The organism is Pseudomonas edaphica (assembly GCF_005863185.1).
Taxonomy (GTDB): domain Bacteria; phylum Pseudomonadota; class Gammaproteobacteria; order Pseudomonadales; family Pseudomonadaceae; genus Aquipseudomonas; species Aquipseudomonas edaphica.
Window position 1 is genome coordinate 1 of record NZ_VBVZ01000016.1, and the last position, 24,119, is coordinate 24,119.

At 59.9% G+C, this 24,119-nt stretch carries 23 protein-coding genes and 1 pseudogene; 8 read left to right on the plus strand and 16 right to left on the minus strand.

Features of this window, described 5'->3' with window-relative positions:
* From FEM54_RS02090 to FEM54_RS02100, 3 genes are all read right to left on the minus strand, one after another.
* On the minus strand, positions 1-1,239 hold a 1,239-nt coding region (locus FEM54_RS02090), incomplete at its 3' end, for an ATP-binding protein (RefSeq protein ID WP_138449287.1).
* Complete coding sequence (locus FEM54_RS02095; RefSeq protein WP_017135293.1) at positions 1,236-1,904, minus strand: response regulator transcription factor; 669 nt, start codon at positions 1,902-1,904, stop codon at positions 1,236-1,238. The genes FEM54_RS02095 and FEM54_RS02090, both read right to left, overlap by 4 nt.
* Positions 1,904-2,227 (minus strand): PepSY domain-containing protein, encoded by a 324-nt coding sequence (locus FEM54_RS02100; protein ID WP_017135294.1) that lies wholly within the window; start codon positions 2,225-2,227, stop codon positions 1,904-1,906. The genes FEM54_RS02095 and FEM54_RS02100 overlap by 1 nt, the downstream gene beginning before the upstream one ends.
* Positions 2,228-2,398: 171 nt before the next feature.
* On the opposite strand from FEM54_RS02100, the gene FEM54_RS02105 reads away from it, so the two are divergent.
* The 7 genes from FEM54_RS02105 (at position 2,399) to codA (ending at position 8,185) form a co-directional block, all read left to right on the plus strand.
* Entirely contained in the window at positions 2,399-3,478 is a 1,080-nt protein-coding gene (locus FEM54_RS02105; protein ID WP_138449289.1) for a patatin-like phospholipase domain-containing protein, read from the plus strand.
* 76 nt (positions 3,479-3,554) lie between these two features.
* Positions 3,555-3,911, plus strand: coding sequence for a 6-carboxytetrahydropterin synthase QueD (queD, locus tag FEM54_RS02110; RefSeq protein ID WP_003237990.1), 357 nt, complete (start codon positions 3,555-3,557; stop codon positions 3,909-3,911).
* 234 nt (positions 3,912-4,145) lie between these two features.
* Positions 4,146-4,343 carry a helix-turn-helix transcriptional regulator gene (locus FEM54_RS02115; RefSeq protein ID WP_017135296.1) on the plus strand — a complete coding sequence of 66 codons (198 nt, stop codon included), beginning with the start codon at positions 4,146-4,148 and terminating at the stop codon, positions 4,341-4,343.
* A gap of 25 nt (positions 4,344-4,368) precedes the next feature.
* Positions 4,369-4,809, plus strand: coding sequence for a GNAT family N-acetyltransferase (locus FEM54_RS02120; protein ID WP_138449291.1), 441 nt, complete (start codon positions 4,369-4,371; stop codon positions 4,807-4,809).
* Positions 4,810-4,818: 9 nt separating this feature from the next.
* Positions 4,819-5,442: an NUDIX hydrolase gene (locus tag FEM54_RS02125; protein ID WP_017135298.1), complete on the plus strand. Its 624-nt coding sequence runs from the start codon at positions 4,819-4,821 to the stop codon at positions 5,440-5,442.
* A 140-nt stretch (positions 5,443-5,582) separates the two neighbouring features.
* Positions 5,583-6,851 carry a cytosine permease gene (gene codB, locus FEM54_RS02130; RefSeq protein ID WP_099550068.1) on the plus strand — a complete coding sequence of 423 codons (1,269 nt, stop codon included), beginning with the start codon at positions 5,583-5,585 and terminating at the stop codon, positions 6,849-6,851.
* 98 nt (positions 6,852-6,949) lie between these two features.
* Positions 6,950-8,185, plus strand: a complete 1,236-nt coding sequence (gene codA, locus FEM54_RS02135; RefSeq protein ID WP_017135300.1) for a cytosine deaminase — start codon at positions 6,950-6,952, stop codon at positions 8,183-8,185.
* 9 nt (positions 8,186-8,194) lie between these two features.
* Here the strand turns inward: codA and FEM54_RS02140 are convergent, their stop codons facing one another.
* The 5 genes from FEM54_RS02140 to FEM54_RS02160 all read right to left on the minus strand — a co-directional run bounded on the left by FEM54_RS02140 (position 8,195) and on the right by FEM54_RS02160 (position 15,275).
* Positions 8,195-10,351, minus strand: coding sequence for a lipase family protein (locus FEM54_RS02140; RefSeq protein WP_138449293.1), 2,157 nt, complete (start codon positions 10,349-10,351; stop codon positions 8,195-8,197).
* Positions 10,352-10,365: 14 nt separating this feature from the next.
* Positions 10,366-11,151 (minus strand): hypothetical protein, encoded by a 786-nt coding sequence (locus FEM54_RS02145; RefSeq protein ID WP_138449295.1) that lies wholly within the window; start codon positions 11,149-11,151, stop codon positions 10,366-10,368.
* Entirely contained in the window at positions 11,144-11,968 is an 825-nt protein-coding gene (locus tag FEM54_RS02150; RefSeq protein ID WP_138449297.1) for a DUF4123 domain-containing protein, read from the minus strand. Before FEM54_RS02150 ends, FEM54_RS02145 begins: the two co-directional genes overlap by 8 nt.
* Positions 11,968-13,986, minus strand: coding sequence for a type VI secretion system tip protein TssI/VgrG (tssI, locus tag FEM54_RS02155; RefSeq protein ID WP_138449298.1), 2,019 nt, complete (start codon positions 13,984-13,986; stop codon positions 11,968-11,970). Before tssI ends, FEM54_RS02150 begins: the two co-directional genes overlap by 1 nt.
* 302 nt (positions 13,987-14,288) lie before the next feature.
* Positions 14,289-15,275: a diaminopimelate epimerase gene (locus tag FEM54_RS02160; RefSeq protein WP_138449305.1), complete on the minus strand. Its 987-nt coding sequence runs from the start codon at positions 15,273-15,275 to the stop codon at positions 14,289-14,291.
* Positions 15,276-15,631: 356 nt separating this feature from the next.
* Between FEM54_RS02160 and FEM54_RS02165 the strand changes: the two genes are divergently transcribed.
* Positions 15,632-16,783, plus strand: a complete 1,152-nt coding sequence (locus tag FEM54_RS02165) for an MFS transporter (RefSeq protein WP_017135306.1) — start codon at positions 15,632-15,634, stop codon at positions 16,781-16,783.
* Between the two features lie 25 nt (positions 16,784-16,808).
* On the opposite strand, the gene FEM54_RS02170 is transcribed toward FEM54_RS02165, so the two are convergent.
* From FEM54_RS02170 to FEM54_RS02210, 8 genes and pseudogenes are all read right to left on the minus strand, one after another.
* Positions 16,809-17,345 carry a type III secretion effector protein gene (locus tag FEM54_RS02170; RefSeq protein ID WP_178110951.1) on the minus strand — a complete coding sequence of 179 codons (537 nt, stop codon included), beginning with the start codon at positions 17,343-17,345 and terminating at the stop codon, positions 16,809-16,811.
* A 13-nt stretch (positions 17,346-17,358) separates the two neighbouring features.
* Positions 17,359-17,580, minus strand: coding sequence for a hypothetical protein (locus FEM54_RS02175; RefSeq protein ID WP_138449300.1), 222 nt, complete (start codon positions 17,578-17,580; stop codon positions 17,359-17,361).
* Positions 17,581-18,394: 814 nt separating this feature from the next.
* On the minus strand, positions 18,395-20,800 hold the full coding sequence (locus FEM54_RS02185) for a TonB-dependent siderophore receptor (RefSeq protein ID WP_099550077.1): 2,406 nt from the start codon (positions 20,798-20,800) through the stop codon (positions 18,395-18,397).
* Positions 20,801-20,897: 97 nt separating this feature from the next.
* A complete protein-coding gene (locus FEM54_RS02190) occupies positions 20,898-21,848 on the minus strand; it encodes a FecR family protein (protein ID WP_138449301.1) in 951 nt (316 codons plus the stop codon).
* A gap of 32 nt (positions 21,849-21,880) precedes the next feature.
* Positions 21,881-22,381: a sigma-70 family RNA polymerase sigma factor gene (locus tag FEM54_RS02195; protein WP_017135310.1), complete on the minus strand. Its 501-nt coding sequence runs from the start codon at positions 22,379-22,381 to the stop codon at positions 21,881-21,883.
* 90 nt (positions 22,382-22,471) lie between these two features.
* The gene (locus FEM54_RS02200) at positions 22,472-23,116 is read right to left on the minus strand and encodes a CGNR zinc finger domain-containing protein (protein WP_017135311.1); all 645 of its coding nucleotides are present in this window, start codon (positions 23,114-23,116) and stop codon (positions 22,472-22,474) included.
* Between the two features lie 94 nt (positions 23,117-23,210).
* On the minus strand, positions 23,211-23,825 hold the full coding sequence (gene cysC, locus FEM54_RS02205) for an adenylyl-sulfate kinase (RefSeq protein ID WP_099550080.1): 615 nt from the start codon (positions 23,823-23,825) through the stop codon (positions 23,211-23,213).
* Positions 23,822-24,119 (minus strand): annotated as a pseudogene (locus tag FEM54_RS02210) (MFS transporter); the annotation flags it as partial. The gene cysC and the pseudogene FEM54_RS02210, both read right to left, overlap by 4 nt.

Here is a 24,119-nt window from a genome sequence, read left to right on the forward strand (position 1 = left end):
CACCTCGACAATATCCCGCACGATCCCCAGCCCCAGGCCATGGCCGTCAATCTGCTCATCCAGACGCGCGCCCCGGCTGAGCACTTGCTCACGCTGAGCCGGCGGGATGCCGGGGCCGTCGTCTTCGACTGCCAGCAGAAAGCTGCGCGGGGTTTCGCTGACCGTCAAGCGCACGTCGGCATCCGCCCATTTGCAGGCGTTATCCAGCAGGTTGCCGAGCAGTTCCAGCAGGTCTTCGCGGTCCCAGGGCAATTGCAGGCCGGGGTCGACGTGGTAGCTCAAGTCCAGGTGTTCACCGTGGATCATGCTTAAGGTGGCCAGCAGGCCGGGCAGTTCTTTTTCACAGTCAAACAGCGCGCCGGGCAGGGTTTCACCGGCCAGGCGGGCGCGGTTAAGTTCGCGGTTGAGGCGTTGTTGCACCTGGTCAAGCTGCTCGCGCAGCAGCTTGCCGATTTCGGGGTGGTCCTTGAGCGCTTCACTGGAGGCTGCACTCAGTAGCACCGCCAATGGGGTTTTCAGCGCATGGCCGAGGTTGCCCAAAGCATTGCGTGAGCGCTTGAGGCTGTCTTCGGTATGGGCCAGCAGATGGTTGATCTGCGCCACCAACGGCTCCAGTTCCAGCGGCACTTGGGTATCAAGTTGCGAGCGCCGGCCCTGTTGCAGTTGGGCAATCTGGTTGCGTGCCGTCTCCAGCGGGCGCAAGGCGCGGCGCACGGTGACCCGTTGCAGGATCAGCACCAGTAACAGCGCCGCCAAGCCGATGATCAGGCCGATCTGGCGCATCAGGCGAAAGCTTTCGCGCACGGGCGTGTAGTCCTGGGCCACGCTGATGGAAATTGACTGGCCGAAACGCTTGTAGTCCGAACGCAACACCAGCAGTTGCTGGCGTTCCGGCCCCAGTTGCAGGTTGCCCTTGAGCCCCGGCTCGGTCAGGCGCGGCAGTTCCTGGTCCCACAGCGAGCGGGAGCGCCAGTGAACGTCGGCAAAATCAATGCGGAAATAATGCCCGGAAAACGGTCGCTGATAGGCCGGTGACAGACGCTGCTCATCCAAATGAACACCCTCCGGCCCACGCACCAGTGCTGCCAGCAGGTTCTCGCTGTCGTTGCGCAGCCCGGCTTCCAGGTAGCGCTGCAAACCGGCCTCGAACAACCACAAACTGGTTTGCGCCAGCACCACGCCCACCACCACCATGACGCTGATCAGACCCAGGCTCAAACGCCGTTGAATCGACCTCATGCCGGGGCGGCGCCAAACCGGTAACCCTGGCCACGCCGGGTTTCAATCACACTGCGCCCCAGTTTGCGACGCAGGTGGTTGACGTGCACTTCCAGCACATTGGAGTCGCGCTCGGTTTCGCCGTCATACAAATGTTCGGCCAGATGGCTTTTCGACAGAATCTGCTCCGGGTGCAGCATGAAGTAGCGCAGCAGGCGGAATTCGGCGGCGGTCAGCTGGATCTCGTCGCCATCGCGCAGCACACACTGGCGCCCTTCATCCAGGTGCAGGCCGGCGGCTTGCAGCGTCGGCTGGTTGGCCTGGCCGTGGGAACGGCGCAGAAGCGCCTGGATGCGCAGGTAGAGCTCTTCGGGGTGAAAGGGTTTGCTCAGGTAATCGTCGGCGCCGGCCTTTAGCCCTTCGATACGTTCGGCCCAGGAATCGCGCGCGGTCAGCACCAGCACGGGCGTGGCCAAGGCCGCGGCGCGCCATTGCGCGAGCACCTCCAGGCCCGGCAGGCCCGGCAAGCCGAGGTCGAGGATGATCAGGTCATAGGGTTCGCTGCGGCCTTGATACGCGGCGTCGCGCCCATCGGCCAGCCAGTCGACCGCGTAGCCCTGGCGCTGCAGACCGGCCAACAGTTCATCAGCCAGCGGTACGTTGTCTTCCACCAGAAGCAGGCGCATCAGTCGTCTTCCTTATCTTTGAGCAGCTTACCGGTACTGGCGTCGAGCTCGATTTCGCGCACCACGCCTTCGACGGTCAACAGTTCGATTTCGTAGATATAGCGCACCGAGCGATCCTTGTGCTCCTCAAGCTCGGCGTCCAGCAGCTTGGCACCCGGGTAGCGCTCCAGCGCCGGCCCCAGCAACTGTTCCAGCGGCGCGATGACGCCCTCCTGACGCAATCGCAGGGCTTCATCCTGACCAAGGTCATGGGCCGACAGGCTGGCGCTGCTCAGTAGCAATACCAGCGCCACCTGACTGCCCGCGCGTAGATTTACCTTCATTACGTATCCTGATGTTCCTTGAGGGCGGCCCGATGCGGGACATGGGCCACCACGGTACCCGTGACAACTTAACTGAAACTGAATTGCCACCATGGCAATTTTCAATCGGCAACCTTACCCATCGCTGCAAGAATTCTCTTATATTGCCTGTTCGCTGCAACCGAGACCTGTATGACTGCCATCCACATCAAGTTTCCCGCGCTGACCCTCAAGGCCGGCAAACGCGCTTTCACACGCATTCGCGAGCAAGGCCTTGCGCCGGCGGATGTCGGTATCCTACCCGGTGCGGCCGGTGGCCCCAAGGCGTTGGGCATTCAAGGCCTGGACCTGGCGCTGTTCGGCGATTGGCTGCCACGCGCGCCGCGTGAGCGTGCACTGATCGGCGCGTCGATCGGCTCCTGGCGGTTTGCCAGTGCGTGCCTGCCCGACCCGGTGCAAGGCTTGCTGGACCTCGGCCGCTTGTACAACGAACAACGCTTTGCCAAGGGCGTGACCATGGCCGAAGTCAGCCACAGCTGCCAGCGCATGCTCGACGACCTGTTGGCCGGCCGCGATGCGCGGGTGCTGGACAACCCCGACTACCGCCTGAATATCATGGTGGTCAAGAGCCACGGCCTGCTCGCCGATGACCACCGTGGGCGACTGGGGCTGGGCCTGTCGTCGGTGATTGCCGACAACCTGCGTGGCCGTGCGCGGCTGTCGCGGCATTTTGAGCGGTTGATCATCCACGACCCGCGCCAGGCGCCACCGGTGCATGCGCTGACGGACTTTCCCTCGCGCTTCCTCGACCTGCAGCTGGGCAACCTGCGCCAGGCGCTGCTGGCCTCCGGTTCCATCCCCATGGTGATGCAAGGCGTGCGCGACCTGCCCGGCGCAGGCACGGGCACTTACCGCGACGGTGGCCTGCTGGACTATCACCTCGACCTGCCCTATCACGGCGACGACATTGTGCTGTACCCGCATTTCACCGACCGGGTGATCCCCGGCTGGTTCGACAAGGGCCTGCCGTGGCGACGCAGTAATCCACAAGGCTTGCAGGATGTGCTGCTACTGGCGCCCTCCAAAGACTACCTGGCCCGTCTGCCCCATGGGAAATTGCCGGACCGCAGCGACTTCAAGCGCTTTATGGGCGATGACTCTAGCCGCAACAAATACTGGCAAACCGCGATGAGCGAAAGCCGACGGCTGGGGGATGAGTTCCTGCAACTGGCGGACAATGGTGGGCTGGGCGAGCGGCTGCAAGCGCTGTAACCCAGCGGTATGCGCGGCAGAGGATCAAACTGTTAAACTCGCCGCCTGCCAGATACCTGACCGAGCTGAAAATACTGTGGAAATCTTCAAAGAGTTTACCTTCGAGTCCGCCCACCGCCTGCCCCATGTACCGGAAGGCCACAAATGCGGGCGCCTGCACGGGCATTCGTTCAAGGTGGCTATCCACCTGAGCGGCGACCTGGATCCCCATACCGGCTGGATCCGCGATTTCTCGGAAATCAAGGCGATTTTCAAGCCGCTCTACGAGCGCCTCGACCATAACTACCTCAATGACATCCCTGGCCTGGAGAATCCGACCAGCGAAGTGCTGGCCAAGTGGATCTGGACCGAACTCAAGCCCCTGTTGCCGGAACTCAGCGCGATTCGCATCCACGAGACCTGCACCAGCGGTTGCATCTATCGCGGCGAGTAAGCGCTTGAGTGTTTAAAACCACCTGCGGGTGGTTTTTTTATGCCTGGCCCCTGCAATTGTAAAGCGTGCTTGACATGAAAAACCTGCACACCCAACGTAAAGCATCCTTTGCTTAAACTTCAGCGACGGTTTCCTGGAAACCGCAAGCCTGCCGCGCCTGTCGGCCTTCATGGTCTGGCCGATCATGGGCGGCGTCTGGTGTGGGGCCATAATCATTGGCACAAGGCGCTATCAATGAATAATCAGCTGCGCCAGTTACGCGCAGAACTGGGTTGGTCCCAGGCCGATCTGGCGCAGCGCCTGGGCGTGTCGCGCCAGACCATCAACGCCATCGAGACCGGCCGCTACGACCCGAGCTTGCCGCTGGCGTTCAAGATCGCCAAGGTGTTCGAACGGCCCATCGAAGCGATCTTCGAAGCGCCAGTGGACTGAGCCTTTATGACAGGAGCACGCTGAATTGATACGCCCCGCCACTACCAATGATAGTACCGCTATCGAGGCCATCGTCCAGGCTGCCTATGCGCCCTACATTGAGCGCATCGGCCGCAAGCCCGGGCCAATGCTGGAGGACTACCCGCAGTTGGTCGAAGACGGGGGCGTGCATGTGCTGGACCACGCCGGGCAAGTTCAAGGCTTTGTTATCCTGAGGCACACCGACACGGCGTTGCTGTTGGATAACCTCGCCGTCACCCCACAAGCCCAGGGCCTTGGTTTCGGCCGACAACTGATGGATTTTGCCGAACAGCAGGCACTTGATGCCGGCTACAGTGCCATCCGCCTGTACACCAATGAGGTGATGACCGAGAACCTCGCGCTGTACAGTCGCCGTGGCTATGTGCAAACCCATCGCGCCGAGGAACACGGCCTGCGCCGCGTATTTATGATCAAACATCTATAGGAGCACCCCATGGAAAACCTCTGGCTGGCCCAGGCCAAACGCTTGCAGGCACTGGCGTCCACGGGGCTGCATTTTTGCACTGACGACTTTGAGCGTGAGCGCCTTGAGGAAATTGCCGAGATTGCCCACAGCATGCTCGCGCAACTGGCGGATGTGCCGCTTGCGCGCATCACCGGGCTGGTGCCGGATTTTGCCAAGCGTTATTCAACCCCGATGATTGACGTACGCGGCGCGGTGATCGAGGGCGACCGGATACTGCTGGTGCGCGAATTGACCGACGGCTGCTGGGCCCTGCCCGGTGGGTACGCCGATATCGGCCTGTCGGCGGCGGAAAACATCGTCAAGGAGATCCGTGAGGAAGCCGGGCTGAGCGTCACGGCACGCGCGCTGTACAGCGTCACGCACAAGGCCAAGGGCTTGTATCGCCCGGATGTGCGGGACTTCTACAAGCTGTATTTCCTGTGCGAGCGGGTCGACCAACGGGCGCCGATGGCGGGCTTTGAAACCACTGAAGTGGGCTTTTTTACCCTCGACGACCTGCCGCCCCTGTCCCGTGGGCGCACCATCGAAAGCGACCTTGAAGCGGCGTTTGCGTTTCATCGTGGCGAGACCACCCAGACGCTGTTCGACTGATCCATTTTGTCTCACCGCTGCACTGCTTTCGTGCCTGCTTGGGCGCGCTCGACACAGCTGCCTGGCGACAAATACGCCGCGCTGCCGGTTTGGCACGCGCAGTGCAACAGCGCTGCGTCAGTCATCCAGGGAGCAAGGCCATGACGCAGCAAGAACCGGGTAACGATTACCCCCTCAGCGAAGTGCCGATGCATGCGCGCAAGGGCCTTGCGTCCACCGCCATGGTGTTGCTGGGCTTCACCTTCTTCACCGCGACCATGTTCGCCGGCGGCAAGCTGGGCGTGGCGTTCAGTTTTACCGACATGCTCGGCGTCGTGGCCCTGGGTAACCTGTTGCTGGGTATTTACGCCGCAGGCCTGGGCTACATCGCCTTCAAGAGCGGCTTGAATTCGGTCCTGATGGGGCGCTTCTGCTTTGGCGAGGTGGGCAGCAAACTCAGCGACTTGATCCTCGGCTTCACCCAGATCGGCTGGTACGCCTGGGGCACCGCCACCGCGGCCGTGGTGCTGGGCAAATATTTCGAATTGAACCAAGGCACGGTGCTGGCACTGATGGTGCTGTTTGGCCTGCTGTTCTGCGCCACCGCGTATATCGGCTATCGCGGGCTGGAGATTCTGTCCTATATCGCGGTGCCGGCCATGGGCATCCTGCTGTTGCTGTCGATGTGGGTCGCCACCGTCAAAGTCGGCGGCCTGGAAGGCTTGCTGGCAGTGGTGCCGACGGCGGAGCTGGACTTGTCCACCGCCATCACGCTGGTATTCGGCACTTTTGTCAGCGGCGCCACCCAGGCGACCAACTGGACGCGTTTTTCTCGTTCGGCCAAGGTCGCGGTGCTGGCCAGCCTGATCGGCTTTTTTATCGGCAATGGCTTGATGGTGTTGATCGGTGCCTATGGCGCCATCGTCTATCAGCAACCCGATGTGGTCGAAGTACTGTTGCTGCAAGGTTTCGCCATGGCGGCGATGGTCATGTTGCTGCTCAACATCTGGAGCACGCAGGACAACACCATCTACAATTTCGCCGTGGCCGGCTGCAATCTGCTGCGTACCCGGCGGCGCAAAACCGTAACCCTGGCCGGCGCGGTGATCGGCACCCTGCTGGCACTGCTTGGCATGTACGACTTGCTGGTGCCTTATCTGATTCTGTTGGGCACCGTGATCCCGCCGATTGGCGGGGTCATCATGGCGGACTTCTTCTACCGCTATCGCGGCCAGTACCCGCGTCTGGCCGATGTACGCCTGCCGGCGTTCAATTGGCCAGGGCTGGCGGCGTATGCCGTGGGCACCGTGCTGGCGTTTCACTCACCGTGGGTGGCGCCGCTGGTGGGGATTGTGGCCGCGTCCCTGGCCTACATCGCACTCACCGCGGCCCTGCGCGTGCGCGCACCTTTGGCTGACGTACAGGCATGAACCCGACTGTTGCCATGAGGATGGTAACCTTGTGGCTGATAACCCTGATGACCTGGCGGCTGACTGCCTGATTATCCAAAGCCAAGAGGAACTTGCCCATGCATATCATCAATGCCCGCCTGCGCAACCGTGAAGGCCTGCATGATCTGCACCTGGAACACGGCCGGATCGCCCGCATTACTGCACAAACCGTGGCGCCGACATTAACAGCTGACGATCTCGACGCCGCTGGCAACCTGGTCATACCTCCGTTCGTGGAACCCCATATCCACCTGGATGCGACGCTGACCGCTGGCGAGCCACGCTGGAACATGAGCGGTACCCTGTTCGAGGGCATTGAGTGCTGGGGCGAACGCAAAGCCACCATCACCCAGGAAGACACCAAGGCTCGCGCCAAGAAAACCATCCAGGCCCTGGCCGCCCATGGCATCCAGCATGTGCGCACCCACGTTGATGTCACCGACCCTGACCTCACCGCGCTCAAAGCCATGTTGGAGGTGCGTGAAGAAAGCACGCACCTGATCGACCTGCAAATCGTCGCCTTCCCGCAGGAAGGCATCGAGTCTTACCGCAACGGCCGCGAGCTGATGCAGGAAGCCATTCGGCTGGGCGCTGATGTGGTCGGAGGCATCCCGCACTTTGAATACACCCGCGACCAAGGGGTTAGCTCGGTGAAGTTCCTGATGGACCTGGCCGAACGCACCGGCTGCCTGGTGGACGTGCACTGCGACGAAACCGATGACCCGCACTCGCGCTTTCTCGAAGTACTCGCCGAAGAAGCCCGCAGCCGCGGCATGGGCGAGCGCGTCACCGCCAGCCACACCACGGCGATGGGTTCCTACGACAATGCCTACTGCGCCAAACTGTTTCGCCTGCTGGGCCACTCGGGCATCAGCTTCGTTTCATGCCCTACCGAAAGCATTCACCTGCAGGGCCGCTTCGACAGTTTCCCGAAACGCCGAGGCGTCACCCGCGTCAATGAACTGCTCGAGGCCGGCATGAACGTCTGCTTCGGCCAGGACTCCATCGTCGACCCATGGTACCCGCTGGGCAACGGCAACATCCTGCGCGTGCTGGAAGCCGGTCTGCACATCTGCCATATGCTGGGCTACCGCAACCTGCAAAGCGCCCTGGACCTGGTCACCGACAACAGCGCCAAGGCCATGGCCCTGGGTGACCGTTACGGCCTGGAAGCCGGTCGCCCGGCCAACCTGCTGGTGCTTTCGGCAGACAGTGACTACGAGGTGATCCGCAGCCAAGGCCTGCCGTTGTATTCGATCCGCAATGGCAAGGTGCTGATGCAACGCAGACCGGCACAGGTGGAGTTTTTGTAAGCCCCGGGGTCAGACGATTGAATCAATATCCAGTGGCTGCACCCGGCCGGCGCCGTCCTGAAGTGGCGCAGGAATACTGGCGATTTGCGCCAACTCGCGGTTTTCACGGTGGCGCAACCAGCGTTTCACGCTGGGCTGCAAGCCGGTGGAATCGGCGTGGCTGCCATACACGTCACGCACGTCCAGACGGCGCCAGCGTAACGACTCCAATCGGCGCCGACTGCTGCGCAAGCGGTCGACTTCAGCGTTCAGTGCCTGGTAATGCGCATGCCCATAATCGCGTTGGTTCGGTGGGCGACGACGCTCGAGCTCGCGGTTCTTGTCGCGCAATTGTTGGGTCATGGTGTCGAGCGCCAGGTCTATCAACTCGAACTCTCTGGCGGTGATCAAAGGCCCCTGGCACTCCACGGTTTGCTGCCAGCGGCGCAGAGTGGCCCACGCGGCTGGAATGTAGCTGGCGGTCATGAAATGCTGGCTGGCCTGGAACAGTTGTTTCAACAGGTTGGCACGCTCGGGCATATCGCCATGCAGTTGCAGTATACGGTTGCATCCCGCCTCAAGGATGGACTCACAACCGGGCGTCCATAACACTGAGGAGTGCGTGCCGTCCGGCAGCTTAATGGGCATGAAGTGCTGTTGTTCGCCGTGATGCTGGTAAGGATTGCCGCCGACGCGCACAAGGCCAGCGGCGAACAGCAGGCCACCCGCACCGGGCGCGGCAAAAAGCGTGACGGCGCCCGGCACCCAGAGTTTGGCGGTGGTGTTCATCCACGTGGCAGGGACACTGGGAACCGGGTCGTTGTGGTTGACGATGCGGTGATGGATAAGGGCTGAGGCGCCGTCGGTAAACTCGGAGTCTGCGGCGCGGGGAGCGCCGTAGGTGTAGAGGAGGATGTTGTACTTCACGCGTGTAACTCGGCGTAACCCCTCTGCCAGGAGCAACGCGATGGCGCCGCCAAGGCTGTGGCCACAAATCACAATGCGCTGGCCGCTGTGGAATTGATCAAGGTAGTACAGAACAAAATCGCGCATCGCTCGATATGCCTGATAAAAGCCCTCATGGGCTTTGCCAACACCTTCGGTAAATGGCACTTGGTGGGCATTCGCGTCGCGTAGTGCATCGGCACCACTGGCGGTGCCTCGAACAGCGATCAGAATTACTTCGTTGTGATGACTGATAAAGGCCTGGGTATCCGTACCAAACGCTTCATCATCAAAAAAGTGCAGGCTGGCGGGATGCTCCTGTTTCTCACCAAGCTGCGGACGATTCTGTGGATACAACTCAGGATCGAAGGGCAAAATCTCAAACCGCTGGGAGTATGGAACCTCTTCATACAGCGGGTAGAAGCGCTGAGCCTGATCACGATCGACCTTCCAGGCTTCTTGAAACCCCGAGAGTTTTTCCGCGAACAGATTGCCTGCGCTGGGATCCAGGGGAAAACTGACGTGTTCCACCGGAGGTTTTGGAGGTTGCTGGCCAAAATCGCAGTAACTCAATGTGGACATCAACGCCAATTGATACAGGTTCAACGCACAAAACTGATCATCGGTCGACAACATCGGGCGCAGGGCCCGCAAAGGCCGTACCTCCAACACCGTGTGCAGGTTGGGGAACAGCACGACGCCTGACAATGCGGGCTGCGGCGGACCAAACCCCAGCTCAGCCATCATTTTCAATGCATGCCTTGGAGGGTGATAGGTTCCGGAGGCAAACGGCGGCAGGTGGGCAATATGTCGAACCAGGTCGCGCACCTCAACCTGATAAAACCGGTCTGCCTGGCGTTGTGCAGGGTTACCCTCGATACGTTGGCCATCAGCCGCTGAAAATCGGGTGTGTTCGGCGCGGGCTTGAAGTTCGGTGATAGGTAACGGGTAAGTCTTGCGCTTTATCAATTTGGAATATGGCTCTTCGTCGCCTGAATACTGCGCATCCAAAGAAAGAATGACAGGACCGCAATAAAACCCTTCCACCTTGGCGTATCCCTCTCCATTCAACCTTCCGTTGTACCGGCGCCCTGTAGTGTCCTGGATTGTGTAGACCAGCCCACCATAAGCCTTCCCGCTGCCCGTTTCATCCACCAGGCAAACGCTTGCCCAATGCCCTTTCAACGGGCAAGCAGGCATCTTGCTGCTGAAAAAAGGTTGCTTCCATGCTGCCTGGCTCATGAATCATCTCCTTGTTAATTGCACGTTGGGTAAACATCGCAAACACGTCCATCCGGCATCGTTATAGGTTTAAAGTCCGTGGTGTTACTGCCACAGTATCCGGACAGATCTTCAAAGCTTTTACCCCGGCACCGTCTCCACCCCCCCGGTACAGCTAGCCAGGTGTCCTGAAAAGCGGGAGCCTCCTCGTCTGTAACGCTCAACGTCAGCCTTACTTTTTTCCCTGGGAGCAGCTCTCTCTGCGCCACGCCACCCGGGCGCGTTTCTTGCCTTTTCCCCTTCGTGTCCAACGCGTTACATTCCAACAATTTTCTGATCGCATGCTCGGGGCCGGCCGTCCGAAAAAACCACATGCATTGTCCAAAAAACTCCTGCACACCCGACTCGGGCATCGCTGCTACGCGTTCAGACTCGATAGGATCTGCGAAAGAAATTGCCGCGAAACTGCCACCGACATCAGTGTCGAGTTCACCCCACTTCGCATAAAGAGTGAACTCCACGCTACGCAACACCGTAGGGCACCCCTCAATGGTTTCAGTCAGCGGGAACTCATAGCTCACTCGTTCGGCCACGGGTTTGTAATCGGCAATAAAGATCTTGCGTTCCGGCCTTTTGCCTCGACGCTGCGGCAAGGTGCAGAGTTCATATCTGGCGGGACGGTAGTTAGCGGCACCGATGAATCGAAACTGTGCGGGTAAATCCACCTCCAGGGTAAAACGCTTAGCCGGCGGTGCCAGCGCACAACCCGAGAGCCATCCTGCACCGAGCGTTATCAAAACGCTGCGCGTCCACCTATTCATGCTTTTGCCACTCCCGTAACACCCGCTCAAAATGTTCCGACGGCGCCTCGCCCTCTATCGGCTGCCACCGAATCGTGCTGCCTTGCGTCGCCTCCTCCAACCGACGCACCACCAGAAACTCGAGCTGCTGGGGGGCTCGCCATTGCCAGGCACGGGCCTGCTCCAGAACCTGCGCCAGCCAGATTCTGGGGTTCTGAAACTCGACCAAGCCGGCGAGTTTTTCGCTGTGTTCAGTCAGCAGATAACGCAGGATATTGGCGTGCAGAATCACTTCGGCCTGAGGGTTGGGGGTGTTCAGCCAGGGCACAGCCACAGGCACGGGATACTCCCCGGGCATTGGGTTTTCACCCCGACACCAACAGCCTTGGTGCCAATAGCACACACTCATCAGTGGGCCGAGAAACACTGGCCAGTGCTCGCCCTGTAAATGGGTCAAAGCACGTGCCAAGGTACGGTTATCGTGAAAGCGATACACGGCCTGGCTTCCCTGGCGCCCTACCAGCAGACGTTCGCGCCAATGCCGAACCACGCCAGCCAGATCATCACCGGGCAGGCTGCCCAGCCAGCCCCAGTTCGTCTCGGGGTGTTGCAGCAGATCAACCAGCGCAGGCTCGTCCGCCTGCTCCACCAACAGAATCAACGGGCCTGCCGCTGCCAACTCGACCAGGGCGGTCTCAGCGTACAGGCTGCAATACTGCGACAGGTTACGCACCGCCAACAGCTGTTGACGTGCGCCGTGGTGACCATCAAGGATCAAGCACAGTCGGCGCCCCGCCTGATGCTGTTCGGCCATCCAGTGGCCTGGCTCGTTTGGCATCAGGCAGCCCTCCGCATGAGGGTGCACTGGCCTTCACGACACGCCTCGCACACTGGGCAGAAGTCCGCGCCCAACTGCCGGGCCTCGTCCAGAAGGGTGCCTTGGGCCGTCGAGAGGTTCGGCGCATCCATGGCCGATAATGGGTTCGCGGACCGAGTGAGGGGCGGCAAGCCGCCAACGGTGACAGGCCGGCTGCTGAAAATGCCGCCCGCCTGGATAATCAGGTGCTCGCCTCCAGCCTTGAGGCTCAATTGTGCGCCCGCATCGATGATCAGGCTGGCGCCGGCCTTGAGGACGATCTGCTGCCCGGCCTGGATAACCATGGACTGACCGATATGCGTCTGGCTGTCTCCCTGCACATCCAGCCGATCGTTCGTGCCAAGCATGGCAGTGCGGTCTCCGGTGATGTGTCGCTGCTCGCCACTTTCCAAATGAACCGTGCTTAACCCGCGGATGATTTCACGCCGCTCTCCCGCCACCTCAAGACGACTGTCATGGCCGACCTGCTGTTCCAGGTCCCGTTGGGCGCGCAGGAAGATGAGTTCCTCGCCGTGGCGATCCTCAAGGTGCAGTTCGTTGGCACCCGTCCCCCCCGGAACACTGCGGCTGCGCAACACGCTGCGTGTCTTGTGTTGCGGCAAAGGGTAAGCCGGCCTGTGCAGCGCATTGGGCAGGCAGCCGTTGATCAACGGCTGGTCCGGGTCGCCTTCCAGAAAGGTCACCAGCACCTCCATGCCCACCCGCGGAATCAGCATGGCGCCGAAGCCATCGCCCGCCCAACCGGATGCTACCCGTACCCAACAACTGCTTTTGTCATCGGTGGGGTCCAGGCGGTCCCAATGAAAACGTACCTTTACTCGACCGTAGGCGTCGCAGTGCACCTCCTCGTCTGCTGGCCCCGTCACGATGGCGGTTTGGCTGCCGTGGAGGGTAGGTTTCGGGTGTCTGATGGGGGGCCGATGCACGGCGCGCCAGGGTGTTGCGGTAAACCGGTTTCGGTAGCCGTGGAATGTGCCCGCCACGGGTGCTGCTTCCTCCAGCACCTGCGGTTGATAGCCTTCGTGATGCACCGACGTGAGCAACCACAAATCGTTGCAGGTGGGATCCGGGTGGTCACACAGCTCAAGAAAATGGCCGCTGCCCAGCGCCGGTTGATCACTTTTGCCCACGGCACGATGGCGGTCACGCAGATGCCGCTCCGAGCCCCTTTGCGCCAATTGTCGACCTCGCGCATGGTCGCTGAAACCACCAGGGTAATGGTAATCCTCAAGGCGCTGCGTCAATGCAGGCCCGGCCTTGTCTTCCAGGCGCAGCGAAGGATGCTCGAAGTCATGATCACGGCGCACCGTCAGCTGGGTACGGGTCTCCAGGCGCACGTCGAACTGCCGGATAGCTCTCGTTTTGGCTGCCAGCTCGTGCGTCGCGCAAAATCGCTGTGCAGCCAGACGCCGAAACACCGTCTGGTCATCACCGAACACCAGCACGTGATTATTCGGGCCATGGCGAAAGTGGTAGTGAATACCCTCCTCCTCGCACAACCGCTGGATAAAGTGCAGGTCGGTTTCCGCGTACTGAACGCAGAACGGACGGGATGGGTAGGCCACAGGGCCCAGTTCGAAGGCATAGGCGTCCGCCAGAATGCCGTGGTGCTCAAGGACCGCCGCAATAATCTGCGGCACACTGCGTTGCTGGAAGATCCGCTGGTTGTGTCGATGGGCAAGACACGCCAGGCGTGGTGCCAGGGTGAGACGATAGCGAGTGAGCCGAACGCCGGGCCCCTCACGGCCGATAGCGTAGATGCGCCCATGCAGCCCCGCACCGGATTCGCCAAAGTCCAGATAAGCCGGCTGGTGAAGCAGCGCCTCCAGATCCAGAGAGGGGTTTTCGCTGACTAAGTGCACTGTAATGAAGTAAGGCTGATCAAGGCCTTCTCGGCCTTTGAAAGCGAGCACCTGGAAGTCATTGTTTATTTCTGGAAGTATCAACTTGAAACGTGGCGCGGCAGATGTTTCAACCATCCCTAAGTTACCCATCATCAATTATTTGACTGAAAGGCCTCCCCCCATCGGGCATTGATTGAACTGCCGGGAAAAAGCGCCTGAACCCAATAAATCTTAGCGATTTCAGGCGGAATTTGACCCTTTAAAAATAAAAAAGACGTTTCGCACAACGTGGTAGGACGTGTCTTTTACAAAATAATAAATTCGCAGAATTTAGTAGCATTCAACAACAAGAAACTTCTTACGCCAACTTTAACCACACAACTAACCGATAAAGAAACGGCTGACACGCATTCAAGATATCAGCCACTTCTGCGCCTTCAGGCTTGCACGCATGCAGTCCCGAACAGACTGACGCTCAGCAGCGTTTCGGCCTGGCACTGTAAACGCACCGGCACTGTGCCACCTGGCATGACCACAGCCACCTCGCCGGCGTCAACCCAACCCGCGCGCCATGCCGCGCAGGCAACTGCGCTCGCGCTGGTACCCGAGGACGCGGTGGGTCCTTCTCCTCGCTCAAATACCCGCGCGATGACCCGATTGCCCGAAGCATGTGCGGCCCATTGCAGATTGATCCCCGTCAAACAAGGTTGGCCGCGCCCACCTGGCGGTGCAAAGGCAATGGCCCGTAACGACTCAAACAGTGCGGGCTGTTGCATCGACTGATTGTCCGGCAAGGCCTGTGCGTGCTCGACGAGCGTCACACAATGAGGATTGCCCACACGGACGAACTGGCTGACGGCCCATTGCGGGTCAATCGCCGCCAGTGCAGCCACATGGCTGAATTCACATTGCCCCAATGTTGCTGCGCCAGTACCGGTAGCGGCCACCGCTGCTGGCCCGAAACTCGGCCGGCCCAAGGCCAGCCAGAAGCCTGCAACCTGTTCAAAGATCGCCGGTTGTGAATAGGTCACCAGCACAGAGACTGAATCCTGCTTGTCGTGATGCACCTGCAACTCACACCCTTGCGTCATCAAACCTTGATCCGTCAGCGCCTGGGAAAAAATCGTCAACCCGTTACCACTGCGTTCGGCGAGCGTGCCATCAGTATTGACGATCAACACGTCAAACGGCGGCGCAGACTGGAACGGCCCGACCAGCAAACCATCGCAGCGGTGTGCCTTGGGAGTGGCCGCACGCGGTAACGTGCCCCATTCACACTCCGACGCGATAGCCAATGCTGCCCACTCTTTTCGAGTGCTGGCAGCGCGGTCGGCACATTCAGGCACGGCAATGCCCCTGCTGCGTAGGTAGTCGGGGCTGGCCACACCGTAAATATTGCCCCGCGCGTCATAGAACAGAGTCATCGAGACACCTTCCCAAGAAAACTCACCGGAAAATTTCTCCGATTGCCTACACACTTGGTAGCAGCGTATTACAGAAAACCGGCGCAGTGGGAAGTGGACTGGAAGGTGGTAATCCAACGCAAAAACCTGGGGTTCATCCGTTTTCACGCAGATTACGCACCTTCCAGACCACCGCCCAACAATCCGATAGCCTCTGTGTGGTCGCCACCGTCCATGACGTTCCGCTGCTGTAACAATAAACCTGCACCTGCGTGTCAGCCCCTCTCTTCAAGGGAACCCGGCTCGCTCGACAGGGCCTGATGTGCAAGGATGTCGCGCCGGACATCGTTCGTTGAACGCAAAACCAAGGATTTTTCATGACTGCCATCCCCACCCCAGCGCCCGTGGTTCCCGGACGGCTGGAACAAATGTCGACGCGCATTGCCTTTTTCATCGCCGGCTTCGGTATCGCGGCCTGGGCGCCGCTGGTGCCCTACGCCAAGGCACGGGCAAACCTCAATGAAGGCACGCTGGGCCTGTTGCTGTTGTGCCTGGGCGTCGGATCGATCATCGCCATGCCGATGGCTGGCGCCCTGGCTTCACGCTTCGGCTGCCGCCGGGTGCTGACCGCCGGCACAATCATGATCTGCCTGGCACTGCCGATGCTCGCCACGGTCAGTTCAATCCCCTTGCTGATCGCCGGGCTGTTCCTGTTCGGTGGGGGCCTGGGCACTGTGGATTCGACGGTCAACCTGCAGGCGGTCATCGTTGAGCGTGCCAGCGGCAAAACCATGATGTCGGGCTTCCACGGGTTGTTCAGCCTTGGCGGCATCGTCGGCGCAGCAGGGGTTGCCGGGCTGCTGGGGCTGGGCTTGTCGCCGTTGCAGGCGACCCTGGTGGTGATCGTCATCATGGCGCTTGCATTGTTCAAGGCCGGGCCTCATCTACTGCCCTACGGCAGCGAAAGCTCAGGCCCGGCGTTTGCCGTGCCGCACGGTGTGGTGTTGTTTATCGGCTGCCTGTGTTTCATCGTGTTCCTGGCCGAAGGCGCCGTGCTGGATTGGAGCGCGGTGTTTCTCAATGCAGAACGCGGTCTGGATGAAGCTTACGCAGGCTTGGGGTACGCGGCGTTTGCCTTGACCATGACCGCAGGGCGCCTGACCGGTGATTCGATTGTCCGCCGCCTGGGCGCCACCCGCGTGATCGTCATTGGCGGCGCGCTGGCCACTGCCGGCATGTTGCTCGCGACATTATTGCCGGCCTGGGAAACGGCGCTGTTGGGGTATGCCTTGGTGGGCGCCGGCTGCTCGAATATCGTACCGGTGCTGTACACCGCCGTCGGTAAACAAACGGTCATGCCGGAACATATCGCCGTGCCGGCCATCACCACGCTGGGGTATGCCGGTATTCTCGCCGGGCCTGCAGTTATCGGGTTTATCGCCCACGGCAGTAGCCTGAGCACGGCCTTTGTGCTGATTGCGCTGCTGCTGGCCGGGGTGGCCATCAGCGGTAAAATTCTCAAGGTGTAACAAGCTCACCGCACAAGGCCATGGGCTATCTGGCTTTGTGCGCTTCGTATTGTTCCAGCCAGCGTTCCAGGCTTTTGTTACAAAGCCAACCCTCATGCCTGGGACGCCCCAGCAAACGCATGTTGTTGGCACGCTCCAGCGAACGCAGCAGGCCTGGGCGCTCAATGATATTTTTGGCGGTGTAGACGCAGTGTTCACTGTACTTTTTCCTCGGTAGCCCAGTAGCGGGCTCCAACAGGGGGCGGCCCTGCGAATCGAGGTCGTCAGGATCACTCATCACGATTTTGAGCTGGGTTATTTCCACGTATTCAAGCGCTTCAAAAAATACCGTGCGGTCTTTGGGTATGTCCCGCAACTGTTTGAAATAGCCTTGCAAAGCCATTACGACCTCGGCGTTGCCCTGATCATGAAAAGGGTCCTGGCTGAAGGCTCCAGGGGAGCTGTTACCCAGCAACGCTGCAGCGGCTGCGCTCAGGCTGTCGCGGGTGATGTATCCCGCGCCGTCGATGATCGCGTCGTTCAGCAGCGGGCGGTTGAGAATTTCCCTGACCAGCAGGATCATACGGTCGCGCACCTTACTCTCCACTCAAGGTTTGAGCTGCGATCTGGCGCAACGACGCCTGCGTCAAGCGGCCTTCTTTTAAAAAACCGTGCAGCTCGCCAAAGTGTTTCTCCAGCTCGCCCGCCAATTGGCGATCTGTGGAACTCGGACCTGGCGGTGTGGTGTTGGCGCGAGCCGTGGGTGCATTTTGCAGCGCCTGCTGGCGCAGCGAAGACAAGCCTCCACGCCACAACATGGGTCGCTGCGACGGCAACTCCCGCGTTGCGAATGACTCATCGCCGGGCGAATGAAAAACGCGGGACGATGAAACCCGACCTACCTCTGGCCCGCCCAGGCCGATTGGCTGCGCGCGCAGTATTGCACCCTCAATCTTCATGCTTCATCTCTCGCCTTTTGCAGATCCATGCTTGCCTGAAAGTCAGTACCAGAGTGGCCCGAATCATCGATTCGCCCTCTGGGCAGCAAGCAACCGATATGTGGTTAGCGCCACGCGATAGTTCCGGCCAGCAGGAGCATCCCAATAACAGCATGTAACACTGGATCACCCAGGTGTTTGCCCACGCCACCGGGAGCAGAGGCCATTGATCAGCGCAGCCCAGCGAAAAATGGGGCGCCTCAAGCAGTGAGCGTTAGCGTTGTCGGCAGGCCCTGACGCATGCAGCCCGCGGGCAAAATCATCTGCGACGGGCGCCTGGAATTTTTTTTGACCCACAAATGCTTTCATTCGCAGCGTTTCGGTGGCGTATACCGTCGACAAGGCTGCGCAGGTGTCTTCCTTACTTGACGATGTCGAGCAAGCAACTTCATGCCAGCCATCAAAGGTGCACCGGCCATCGGTCTGGCAGGATTGAAACGAAGGTGAAGTCATGTCTGGCCCCTGGTTCAGCGTCTGAAAACGACCAGTACGATCAACGTCGCTGGTTACAACCTGTGTGGCAAACGCGCGGAAACAGTTCCTGCCCGGGCCCGGGCAGCTTGGTGAGCACCTTAAAAAACAAGTCAAAAAAAATCGCAGCCCTTGAGCTGCGATTTTTCTTACAAACGGTCGGTCAGAAGCCGACGCTCGCCTGCACGAAGAACGTACGCGGCTGACCGAGGTACAACCCGGCGTTGTTGTCACTGGATCGCGTGTAGTGCTGTTGGTCAAAGACGTTCTTCACGCCCACACCCAGTTTCAGGTTCGACAGTTGCGCGCCGAAGTCATACCCGCTGCGCACGTTGACCGAGACATAGCCGGGGATATCGCCGTACTGCCCATCGGCGGTGCCCTGGGTGATGTAGGTGGTGCCAGTACCCGGCGCACGTTGACCGGATTGGGCATAGACGTCCAGGTTATGGGTCCAGTGATTGATGTCGTAGCGCAGGCCCGCCGTCAGCACTTCACGGGAGTAGAGCGGCAGGTCGCGGCCCTTGAACGGCACATCACCCTCGGCAGTCGCCTTGGTGTAGGTGAAGCCCGCGTTGGCAGTCAGGCCGTCGAGGCGTGGGTCCAGGTTCGACAGGTCGTAGTGGGCCGAGGTTTCGATACCCTGGTGCCTGGTGGCGCCGAGGTTGGTCCAACCCACGTCGTTGCTCACATATTGCAGCTCATCCGAGAAGTCGATGTAGAACAGCGTCACTTCGCCGCCCCAGACACTGTCGTTGTAGCGTGTGCCAATCTCGTAGGTCTTGGCTTTTTCCGGGTTCAGGCCGTCGGCCGCCTGGTTGACGCGACCGCCCTGCCCGATCTGCGCGTACTGCAGGCTGCCGAATGAGGTTTCGTAGTTGGCGAAGACTTTCCAGGCATCGGAAATGTGGTACATCACGCTCAACGCCGGCAACGGCTCGTTACTATTGATTTTGCGATTCTTTTCCACGGTGCGCACACCGTTCAAGGCAACCACCGGGCGGTCATGCCAGTTGGTTTCAATGTGTTCAAAGCGGATGCCCGGCGTGACGGTCCACTTGCCGATATCGATTTTGTTGTCGATGTAGAACGCATTGGCGACGGTGCCGCCAGTGCGATCCTGGTAAACATGCCCGTCATTTTGCCCGCCCGGCGTCGGGACGTTGTTGACCAGATTGAGGCTGCTGGCCTGTTCATGCATGCCTTCTTTGAGGTAGCGATAACCAACGCTGACTTCCTGGGTGCTCGGGCCCACGTCGAACACATGGGAGATCCGCGGCTCGATGCCGAAGGTGTAGTAGCTGCGCGGGTAGGAACTGATGGTCTTGAGGTCGCGGTTGGCAATGTTGCTGCCACGGAAGCTGTCGATGTAATAGGTCAGCACTTCGGCCTGGGTACGGTCGTCGATCTGGCGGAGGTACTTGAAGGACACATCCTTGCGACGGCCGCTGAAATTGTCCCAATCGCGCATCGACTGATACGGGTTGGCGTCAAATTGCTTCTGGGTCAGGCCGCCGGGCATATCGGCGTTGGCATTGTAATAGTGAAGGTTCAGCGAGAAATCGTCTTGATCGGTCGGCGCCCAGTGGGTCTTGAGGATCACGTCGTCGATGTCGTTGGAGTTGTTGCTGTTGCGGTAGCCGTTGCCATTTACCCCGGTATACAGCAACGCCACGCCCATGCCGTTATCGGCAGTACCGCCGACAAAAGCATTGTCGACGTGTTTCCAGCCGCCGTGGGCAGAGGTTTCCAGGGTGGTGCCGACTTCGCCCGAGGCTTGCTCAGGAATCGCGCGGGTCACGAAGTTGATCACGCCGCCGACGTTCTGCGGCCCATAACGGACAGAACCTGCGCCGCGCACCACGTCGATACTGTCCAGGTTACCGGCAGAAATCGGCGCCATCGACAGTTGCGGCTGACCATACGGAGCGAACGCCGCCGGCACACCGTCGATCAATACGGTGGAGCGCGGCGACAGGCGCGAGGTCAGGCCACGCACGCCGACGTTGAGGGAAATATCGCTGCCACCCGTGCCGTTGGCCTCTTGCACCTGCACGCCAGGGACGCGGCGCAGCACGTCACTGACATTCATCGCCCCCTGCTCCACCATGGCTTCACGGCGGATCACAGTACGTGCGCCCGGATGGTTCTGCACCACTTCGGCATTGGCATCGCCCAGCCAGTCGCCGACCACTTTGATGTCAGTGACGCCCAGTTCCACCGGCGAGCCAGCTTCCCCCGTGCCGCTGCGCAGTGGGCGAAGGGTCACGGAACCGGCATCGATCTGGTAATCCAGGCCGCTGCCCTGGAGCAATTGGCGCAGAGCCTGCTCGGGAGACAGGTTGCCGTCCACTGCAGGCGCATGCTTGCCCGCGACCATGTCAGGGCTGAAGAACACTTGCAGGGAAGTCTGCTGGCCCAGTTGACTCAGCGCAGCGCCCAGCGGCTGCGAGCGAATATGGATGCCGTCGGCCGCAGAGGCCGCAGGCAGGGCGGAACTGACCGCAAGCGCCAGCGCCAGGGGCGCCCAACGGGAGACTTTATTGTTGTTCACGACAAGTTTTTTCACGTCGAACCTAGTCCTGTGATCGCAAGAGTGTGCGACTGTTAATGCAAACCAGTTGCAGTTGCAGAAGAAGACGAAGAACTCGAAAAAAACCTGAATATCAGCGTGAAATAATTTCCTGACTGCCGTCCGGCAAGGCTCGTACCGCCACTGGCAGGATATGTGGCAGCGCTTTGAGCAAGGCGTCGGTGTCGCTGGATTTGAACACGCTGGTCAGCCGCAGGTTGCTCACCGCCGCCGTGTTGACCCGCAACGGCTGCTCGCGATAGCGCGATACTTCCCGCGCGACTTCGCCGAGGGTGGCGTTGTTAAACACCAACTTGCCCGTGCGCCAGGCTGTCAGCTCATCAGCATTCACGGCATACGGCGTAACGACTTGCCCGGTAGAATCGACATGCGTGCCCAGCCCTGCCGTGAGCATCACGACTTGATCCGACGCACGCCCCTGCACCTTGACCGTGCCGGCCTCGACCACCACACGGGTCTGGTCGTCATCACGGCGAACATCAAAACGCGTGCCGGTGACCGTCACCTGCCCTGCCCCGGCGGCCACGATAAACGGGCGGCGGGTGTCGTGCTCGACGCTGAACATGGCTTCGCCCTGTTTGATTTCTACGCCGCGCCGACCCTTTTCATAGTGCACCGCCACCACGCTGCGGCTATTCAGGTCCATCACCGAACCGTCGGGCAATGCCACTTGGCGATGCTCGCCCAAGCGCGTGCTGAACTCGGCACTGTAGGGTTTGGGATGATCAAGCCCGATGAACAGGCCAAGCCCCAAGGCGATGGCCACCACACTGGCAGCCACGGCGTAACGCACAATAGCGCGACGTTTGGGGCGTTCGACCGGGGCCTCGCACAGCGCTTGCAAGCGCGCCGTGGGCACAAGGTCGGCGGCGCTCCACAGGCCTTGCAGCACTTCAAATTCGTATTGATGCTCAGGCTGCTCGGCACACCACGCATCAAAACTCTGTTGTTCTTCGGGGCTCAACTCGGCGTCTTGCAGGCGTACAAACCATTGCGCGGCTTCGTCGCGAGCACGGCTATCCATCGTGGAAGATCCTGTTTCAAAACGGGCAGAGTTCATGGGGCCATCGCGTCCAGGCGGTCGCGCAGATGCCGCAAGGTGCGGATCATATACTTTTCCACCATGTTTTTAGACAGGCCCAGGCGTACGGCGATTTCTTGCTGGGTGAGGCCCTCGATTTTCTGCCAGATAAATATCTTGCGACAGTTAAGCGGCAACTCGGCCAAGGCCCGCTCGATGGAGTCCGCCAATTGGATCGCGTGCATGACATGCTCCGGGTCACCGTTGTGGGGCGAACGCTGATCAAAGGCGTCCAATGCCAGCGCCTCACGCCGGTCTTCGCGACGGTAAGCGTCCACCGCAATGTTGCGCGCCGTTTGATGCAGATAGGCGCGCGGTTGCTCAACGTCGCTCGAACGCGACTCAAGCACGCGCACGAAGGTGTCGTGAGCCAGGTCTTCAGCCTGCTGACGGTTTCTCAGGCGGCGTGTCCAGGTACCGATCAACTCTTCGTAATGCTCGAAAAAGCCTGTTCTGCGGGGCGGCTGAGGAATCATCGCGTGAGCACTGGGAGGCGGGGCGTGAATAGTAATGCTTCCTATTAAGCGGAGCAATTGCTTCCCATCGCTCGCCTTACTGCGTTGCAACTAAAGATGACCGGCCACCTGTTTGAGTCGGCTCAGCTTCTCTCGACTGCCACACACACTCATCTGGCACCATTTGCGTTGTTTACTTTTGGAGAGGTCGAGAAATATCCAATCGCAATCCGCGCAACTGCAGCACCTCAACGCACGAAGTTCACTCGATACCAGCAGTTGCGTCGCGTCTGTTGCCAGCCGTGCGATCAGCATCGACGTCAACTCCTGCGCAGATGCGCAGGTGCGCCAACCCCATGCGGGCATCCCGTCAATGGAGCGCAATACTCGCCACACCGCGCCTTGTTGGTAGTGCAGATTGATCTGCTGTAATGCCTCATCGGTGACGTTCTGGCGTAATGACAGGTTGTGGAAGACGCCGTACAGACGCTCTCTGAATGCAATAACAGCGTCCAGGTCTGGCTGGAAGGATATAGGCGAGTCAAACACCATAGGCGAGTATGCATCGTACTCTTGCTCAGAGAGCAAAGAGGCGTGTAATGCCCACTCAATGAAGAACTTAAAACTGGTGAGCCGCTCTTCCGTCACCTTAAGTGTGGAATACGGCCTGCGCCCATTAGTGGTATTGATAAAATCCAATACCCGGGCGCCGCCGATCAGCCGGATTGATTTTGCAGTGCCCGTGAAATGTGTCATTCCAACTCCCGAAAAACCTGCACGCTCTGCCTTGGCAGAGAATACCTCGTTTCTTGGAGTCGAAGTCGCCACCCCGTAGCTGGAAGACCAATGGCTAAGCAGGGGCCTGCGCACGCGCCATCCAATCAAGAATGATCCCGACCGATTGTTCAACCGAAAACACGTGGGTCTGCAGATGCACTTCAGGAAACAGCGGAGTGTCGTAGTTCGAATCAATACCCGTAAAGTTCTTGAGCAGCCCGGATCGCGCCTTTTTATACAAACCTTTAGGGTCCCGCTGTTCGACAGTTGCCAGTGGGGCATCCACGTGGACTTCTACAAAATGGTCGTTGCCAATAATCGAGCGCGCGTAATGCCGACTGGCCGATGACGGCGAGATCAGCGCGACAATGACGATAAGTCCCGCCTCCACCATCAAACCCGCCACCTCAGCGACCCGCCGAATGTTTTCATCCCGATCACTGTCGGTAAACCCCAAGTCACGACAAAGCCCACTGCGTACCGAATCGCCGTCAATGATGCAGGTAAACCGGCCTTGGGCCCTTAAGGCAATATCCAGCGCATCGGCAATGGTCGATTTCCCGGAGGCAGAAAGGCCAGTCATCCAAATGACCCTAGGTATTTGCGTCATAAGTGACTGTTCGGCACGCGCGTGGCTGAACGCAAATTCATGCAAATTCTGTTGTGGGCCCTGTGCAAAATAGCTCATGACCGTTCTCCCTCCGTCAGCGAAACAGGCTGTTTGCCCAACATGAACACCATCACGCATTGCAATAACAGAAGCAGCGAAACCACCCAATAGACTGTCGCGAACGACCCTGTCAGGTCTTTGGACAGCCCGCCCAGAAAGTTACCGCACACGCCACCCAGGCCAATCAGCACATTGGCAATGCCAAATGCCTGCGTCAGCCGGTTGACCGGAACGATTTGTCCGATATAGCTGGGGACCAGCCCGAAGATAGGGTAGAACGCCAGCGCAAACAAAAAAGCCGCCAAATAGAAC

Coding starts and splice junctions, on each gene's coding strand:
- FEM54_RS02115 (WP_017135296.1), top strand. CDS start 4,146: ATGAATAATCAGCTGCGCCAGTTACGCGCAGAACTGGGTTGGTCCCAG.
- FEM54_RS02125 (WP_017135298.1), top strand. CDS start 4,819: ATGGAAAACCTCTGGCTGGCCCAGGCCAAACGCTTGCAGGCACTGGCG.
- FEM54_RS02170 (WP_178110951.1), bottom strand. CDS start 17,345: ATGATCCTGCTGGTCAGGGAAATTCTCAACCGCCCGCTGCTGAACGAC.
- FEM54_RS02190 (WP_138449301.1), bottom strand. CDS start 21,848: ATGGATAGCCGTGCTCGCGACGAAGCCGCGCAATGGTTTGTACGCCTG.
- FEM54_RS02140 (WP_138449293.1), bottom strand. CDS start 10,351: ATGAGCCAGGCAGCATGGAAGCAACCTTTTTTCAGCAGCAAGATGCCT.
- FEM54_RS02200 (WP_017135311.1), bottom strand. CDS start 23,116: ATGACACATTTCACGGGCACTGCAAAATCAATCCGGCTGATCGGCGGC.
- FEM54_RS02165 (WP_017135306.1), top strand. CDS start 15,632: ATGACTGCCATCCCCACCCCAGCGCCCGTGGTTCCCGGACGGCTGGAA.
- FEM54_RS02145 (WP_138449295.1), bottom strand. CDS start 11,151: ATGAATAGGTGGACGCGCAGCGTTTTGATAACGCTCGGTGCAGGATGG.
- codB (WP_099550068.1), top strand. CDS start 5,583: ATGACGCAGCAAGAACCGGGTAACGATTACCCCCTCAGCGAAGTGCCG.
- codA (WP_017135300.1), top strand. CDS start 6,950: ATGCATATCATCAATGCCCGCCTGCGCAACCGTGAAGGCCTGCATGAT.
- FEM54_RS02105 (WP_138449289.1), top strand. CDS start 2,399: ATGACTGCCATCCACATCAAGTTTCCCGCGCTGACCCTCAAGGCCGGC.
- FEM54_RS02150 (WP_138449297.1), bottom strand. CDS start 11,968: ATGCCAAACGAGCCAGGCCACTGGATGGCCGAACAGCATCAGGCGGGG.
- FEM54_RS02095 (WP_017135293.1), bottom strand. CDS start 1,904: ATGCGCCTGCTTCTGGTGGAAGACAACGTACCGCTGGCTGATGAACTG.
- FEM54_RS02100 (WP_017135294.1), bottom strand. CDS start 2,227: ATGAAGGTAAATCTACGCGCGGGCAGTCAGGTGGCGCTGGTATTGCTA.
- tssI (WP_138449298.1), bottom strand. CDS start 13,986: ATGGTTGAAACATCTGCCGCGCCACGTTTCAAGTTGATACTTCCAGAA.
- cysC (WP_099550080.1), bottom strand. CDS start 23,825: ATGAGCTATTTTGCACAGGGCCCACAACAGAATTTGCATGAATTTGCG.
- FEM54_RS02195 (WP_017135310.1), bottom strand. CDS start 22,381: ATGATTCCTCAGCCGCCCCGCAGAACAGGCTTTTTCGAGCATTACGAA.
- FEM54_RS02175 (WP_138449300.1), bottom strand. CDS start 17,580: ATGTTGTGGCGTGGAGGCTTGTCTTCGCTGCGCCAGCAGGCGCTGCAA.
- FEM54_RS02160 (WP_138449305.1), bottom strand. CDS start 15,275: ATGACTCTGTTCTATGACGCGCGGGGCAATATTTACGGTGTGGCCAGC.